This window comes from Planctomycetia bacterium (assembly GCA_034440135.1).
GTDB lineage: Bacteria > Planctomycetota > Planctomycetia > Pirellulales > JALHLM01 > JALHLM01.
Map to the genome: position 1 here is coordinate 1 of JAWXBP010000152.1, position 4,740 is coordinate 4,740.

At 64.4% G+C, this 4,740-nt stretch carries 2 protein-coding genes; both read left to right on the top strand.

All coding sequences use genetic code 11. The annotated features are described in order from the left end of the window. Positions 1-507 precede the first annotated feature (507 nt). The gene (locus SGJ19_08880; GenBank protein ID MDZ4780353.1) at positions 508-2,751 is read left to right on the top strand and encodes a hypothetical protein; all 2,244 of its coding nucleotides are present in this window, start codon (positions 508-510) and stop codon (positions 2,749-2,751) included. Further along, positions 2,748-4,340: a hypothetical protein gene (locus tag SGJ19_08885; GenBank protein MDZ4780354.1), complete on the top strand. Its 1,593-nt coding sequence runs from the start codon at positions 2,748-2,750 to the stop codon at positions 4,338-4,340. The genes SGJ19_08880 and SGJ19_08885 overlap by 4 nt, the downstream gene beginning before the upstream one ends. Positions 4,341-4,740 lie beyond the last annotated feature (400 nt).

Consider the following 4,740-nt stretch of genomic DNA (forward strand, 5'->3'; position numbering starts at 1 on the left):
CAGGCCGTTCGATGTTCGTGAGGCTTGGCGGCAGAGTAGGACGGCTCGTGTCTGCCGTTCCGAACATCGAACGGCCTGACCCCGTTTGCCGCGACCCTTTGTCTGACCACATGGTCGGGAAGCGGGCCGTTCGCGAACATCGCCCGTGCGGTCAAGGAGCGGAAGGACCATGCCCGCCGGGCCGGAGACGACCGGGATTGCAGTTGCGTTCAAAGTCCGGGCTTGGCTGCTTGAGTCTTGGCGCTCAGTGCGTGAACGGCTTCGATCATGCGCCCGGCGTTTTCTCGAAGTATCGTCCGCTTCTATATGCGCCTCTTCATTTCGCCGCAGTGGTTCCTCCGTGCTTTGGTGTGCAGTGGCCTCGCGAGCACGTGGGCGGCCCACGCACAAGAACTGACCCCGCCCGAGGCTGAGTTCGCGAAGAAATTTGCGGGGGTGGTGCAGTGGCAGGGGATCTGGGACGTCTCCGTGGCAGGAGGCGCGTCGAGAGCGAACGGGGGCTATCATATGGAGAGCCGGTATGAGGCCACCGGCCACGGCACGTTTCTGCTGGAGCGTTCCGTCGATCACGGCTGGGAGCCGGAGCGTGGCGTCTTCACGTGGCAGGGAAAAGGCGAAGCGCGCGGCGGCGGCCTGGGGACGTTCTCCGAGTCGGACCAGCAAGGCTTCGGGGAGGAGTGGGTGCAGGAATTTAGCGGCGCGGTGGAACAGGAACGGATCGAGTTCTCGCTGGGGGTGAAGAGTAGATCCGTCGGCCTGCATCCGGGCATGCAGCGCGAGGAGAAAGCTCCTTTGATGCGCCGCACCGGTCGTATGGTTTCGGCGCAAAGCGGCGGCGGAAACAAGGTTTCGCCGATCGACACAAACTTTCGCGCTCCAATCGACACGTGGTATCTCGGATCGAGCGACGCGGACGCCGCGCGTCGCTGGCAGGTCATGAGCAACGGTCCGGGAGTCCTCGCCTTCGGTTACGAGAGCCCCACCGCGGGGCGATCGCAGAAGTTTGCGGTTTCCGGCGCCGGCGTGACTCAGCGGAGCCGGGTCGTCCTGTTTCCCGTTTACGAAGACCTCGAGGTTGAAGTCACGATTGTGGACTACGCGAAATGGCGCCCGCAAGGCTCGATCGCCGACCCAACGAAGCCGGGCAACACGCTCGTCGCGCGGGCCATCCTGAAAACCAAGGGCGGCCAGGCGAAGACGTTTCCCGCTGTGAAGTCTTTTCGCTTCCGGTTGATGGACACGACGCGCGAGCCCGGCGTGTGCTTGAACTGGCCACTCGGCGCGAAGGACGACGACTACGATCTGCGCCTCGCGGCGGCGGGCACCGGAGGCGATGTTTCCGACCGCGATCAAAAATTGGCGGTCACCAGCCCGCCCGTGGATGCCGAGCAACGGCCGTTTGCCGAGGCTACGATCGAATGCTTCGACTTTGGCGCGAAGGCCGAACTCCGCGTGATCTGCGAACTCGAGGACGGTCGCGAGCTCATTGGGCTGATGAAGGATTCAGGTGGGGAGCAGGAACTCGTTCGCCTCCCGAAAATGAACGGCCCCGATTGGATCGCCGAGTCGTGGCGGCGCGAAAAGGACGTGATGAAACTGGCAGCCGGAGACGACTCCGAAAAAGTCGAGGGCCAGAAGGCCGACGGCGACGGGTTCACGCTTTACGAAGAATATCGCGGCTGGGCGGTGAACGGAAAGCACGTCGAGGGCGATCCGAAGCGAAAGGATTTTTTCGTGCTGAATCTGATCGGCGGCGACGGGCAGAACGGCATCAACCTCTTCGAGCGCCTTTCGAAGTTGCGCGTGCATTCCAAACTGAAGCGCAGCGAGATGTCGCAGACGACGCGGCTGATGAACGGAAACCACCGCGACGCGCCGCGCCGGGTGGATCAGCATGGTGTGTGGGTGAAGACGTTCACGCGGGCAGCGCTGGGCGACAACGGCGCGCAGACGCCGATGACGAAGGCGGGCGTGGCCGGCCGGCCGGGAATCACGAAGGGCGTCGGCATTCTGGCGCGCGGCGACAAGGAGAGCATTTTCAACCAGCCGTTCAACCTGCCCGCGCGAGACACGATCTTTGCTTACGATCGCGCGATCGCGCACGAGCTGCTGCACAGTGTCGGCGTCGAGCATCACGGGAGCGGCGACTACCGGCAGATCGTCGGCTATGTTTCGCCGCGGAATCCGTTCAACAAAGTGGGCCGGCCTTATTACGCCTCGTCACCGGATGGGCCTCCCATTGCCGTGCTGGACGAAGCTGGCCACGATGAGGCCACGAAGGACTATCCCGACTACGTGAAGATGCGCGCGTTTGGGGACAGCGTGCTGCTCGAGCGAGAATTGGCGGAAGGCCGCGGCTTCATCGCGCGAAACGGCGTGGGCTACAATGGAATCAACAGTCCGGAACAGTATGCCGACATGCACATCGAGATCTTGATCGTCTTTTGCTTCATGCACCTCCAAGGAGCAGTGGGGGTCGCGCACGGCGAGCACTCGGGCGACCAAGACTGCCTGATGCGTTATTACTTCGCGAAGTTCTACGAAGCGACGGCGCGCAAGGAGACGCTGTATCTCGCAACACCAGGCACCGAGCGCATCGGCATCGACGTCTGCCACTCGGGCACCGGCACTGGCATCAACGCCACGAACCACAAACCGCAATCGCGCTACGGCAACGCCGCGGCGGGCGAGGGCGATTGCTTCAGCCAGATCTGCCCCAACGACGCGATCCCGCCGCGCAAAGTAAAATGATGAAAACCGCGATGTTGTTACTACGTTTTTTGCTGGTTGGGGCAGTGCTCGCGGCGAGTTCACCGGTCGTGTTCGGAGCCGCGGCAGCCAACGCACCGGCACCGGAACTGTCGGTCGCGTTGCGCGACGTGCTGGACGACGCGCTCGAGCAGGGTGAGCCATTGCGCGTTACCGTCCGCATCGAAACGTCGGGGGAGGGCAACGGTCGCGTGGAACTCGCGCCGGCCAGCGGCACGTGGGCGGACGCCATCGCGGTGGAATTGTTGGCGGCGAGCGGCGGGCCGGTCGCGCGGGGAACTGCGGTGGGCACGCCGTCTTCTCCGCGCGCGACGCTGGACCGGGACCGCATCGCGGGCGGCATGTGGATGTTTCCGGCGAGTGCGATGCAAGCGCTCAGGCCGGGAGACTACATTGTGCGCGCGCGTCTATCGTTGAAAGGCGGCGCCGGGTGGTCGGGCGACGTTTCCTCGGAGGACACGCCGCTCAAAATTATCGAGGTGTCGACCGCGCCGGAGCGCGTGAGTGCGCGCGCGCTGGCCCGGGCGCAGATTGCGTTCTCGCAAGGCGCGATGGAAGAGGCGGCGCGTTTGCTGGATGCCGTGCTCGCAAAAACGCCGGACGACTTCGAGCTGCTTTGCCTACGCGCGGATGTTGCGCTGGCGGGTCGCAATCCGACCGCCGCGATGATCTGCGTGGGCCGCGCCGTGCGCATGCTTTCGCCCCAGACGCCGGGCCCGCCGCCGCAGATTTTGTACGACGTGCAGCAGCGGGTCTTTGCCGCCGCGCAGAACGCACGTGATGCGGCGCCGGGCAACGTGCCGGAATGGACCTGGCCTCCGGAGGCCGTGCTGAGGCTGTCCGAGAAAGATGCGAATGCGCTACTCGGGAAAACGGCGGCGAGTCTGGGCTCCGCTGCCCCGGCGGTGCCGACCTCGACAGTCAAGTCCGCACCCGCCCCGGCAACGAGACCGGCCCCGGGAACAAACGCTCCGGTCGCCGCGAGCGCTTCGCCGGCTCCGCCGCCGCAGCTTGCCGGCGCGCCTGCACCCCATACGAACGCAAACGTGGCGGCCGCGTCATCGATTGGAACGATTGTCCCGTCCGCCGAGCTTTCTGACGCGAAGATCCAGGGCGACGCCTCTGGCCAGTGGGCGGTGAGCGCCACCGCAGGAACGCAGTATGGCCGCACGCAGTATTCCGCCGCACAGGCCACGGGCGCGCCGAACGTGCCGATCGTCGGCAACAGTCCCGATGCGTGGTGTCCGGCCGTGCGCGATAAAGGCCTGGACTGGTTGGAGGTGACGTTTGCGAAACCGATTCAATCCGCCGGCGTGCGCGTCCGCCAAAGCGACGCTTCAGGGGCGATCGTGAAAGTGGAGGCGTTTGCGCCCGACGGCACCGCGCACGTCTGGTGGGAAGGCGTCGATCCCCAGCAGCGAGCCACGGCGCGGGAGATCGTGTGGTTCGCCGTGCAGGTGCCGAAGACGTCTTACCCCGTTGCGCGCGTGAAGCTCACGCTCAACCTCGCGTCCGGCCCCGGCTACAAGCAGATCGACGCGGTGCAGCTCGTCGGAGCTGACGGCAAGTAAGCGAACGTATCACGACCGCTTGGACAGTGGCGTCCTCAGGCTCCGTCAGATCTCCTGCCACGATTTCCATATCCAGCCGCTTATCGTCGCTCGCATAGTTAGCTTCGGGAAGCCGCGTAGTTACGCAGAATTTTCCGATCTCCCGCCGGCGGGTCTCTTCCGCTCTACCCGAAGTGATCGAGCGTTCATCATTGCGCAGCGCTACCGGCAACGGGTGGAAAACGTATTATTTTCTAAGCCGGTGGATGAGCGGACGAACCCGGAACCCGGAACTCACCGACATCACCCCTTTTCGCCGCTACCCTCCTCGCTTCAGCGAAGAAGCCTCGTAAGATGGTGCCCCCACGGGGAATCGAACCCCGCTTTGAAGATTGAGAATCTCCTGTCCTAACCGATAGAC

Coding starts and splice junctions, on each gene's coding strand:
- SGJ19_08885 (MDZ4780354.1), top strand. CDS start 2,748: ATGATGAAAACCGCGATGTTGTTACTACGTTTTTTGCTGGTTGGGGCA.
- SGJ19_08880 (MDZ4780353.1), top strand. CDS start 508: ATGGAGAGCCGGTATGAGGCCACCGGCCACGGCACGTTTCTGCTGGAG.